Origin of the sequence: Arachnia propionica, from assembly GCF_003932785.1 — a bacterium.
GTDB lineage: Bacteria > Actinomycetota > Actinomycetes > Propionibacteriales > Propionibacteriaceae > Arachnia > Arachnia propionica_B.
In genome coordinates, this window is sequence record NZ_RQYT01000160.1 from 1 (window position 1) to 389 (window position 389).

Here is a 389-nt window from a genome sequence, read left to right on the forward strand (position 1 = left end):
GGCTGCGGGATATCGTGTCGAGATCATCGATGTCGAGGTTCCTGAAGCAGTGTCCCGAGAAGCGATCCGGCAACGATGGCGTGACGGCTACGAAACAACCCTGACCGACCCTCAAGGACTCGGCGGACGCTGGGTACCCAGCGAATACCTCCGAGAAGTCTTCAACGGCCCCGACGGACGATCCTGGCCCGAACACAACGCTGAAACCCTCGCCCGCACCACCCCAGAAATCACCCGACTACGCCGCTACCGAGGAACCACAGTCACCGGAGAACGCATCCTCGAACTCGACCTCCACCGCCCCACCCCGGACACCACCCTCACACCACGACTGACAAGCCTCAAACAACCATCCCGAACAACCCACAACCACCTCCAACGCTAAAACC

At 60.9% G+C, this 389-nt stretch carries 1 protein-coding gene; it reads left to right on the forward strand.

Annotation, left to right across the window (positions count from 1 at the left end):
* On the forward strand, positions 1-385 hold a 385-nt coding region (locus EII35_RS16190; RefSeq protein WP_221739816.1), incomplete at its 5' end, for a zeta toxin family protein.
* Positions 386-389 lie beyond the last annotated feature (4 nt).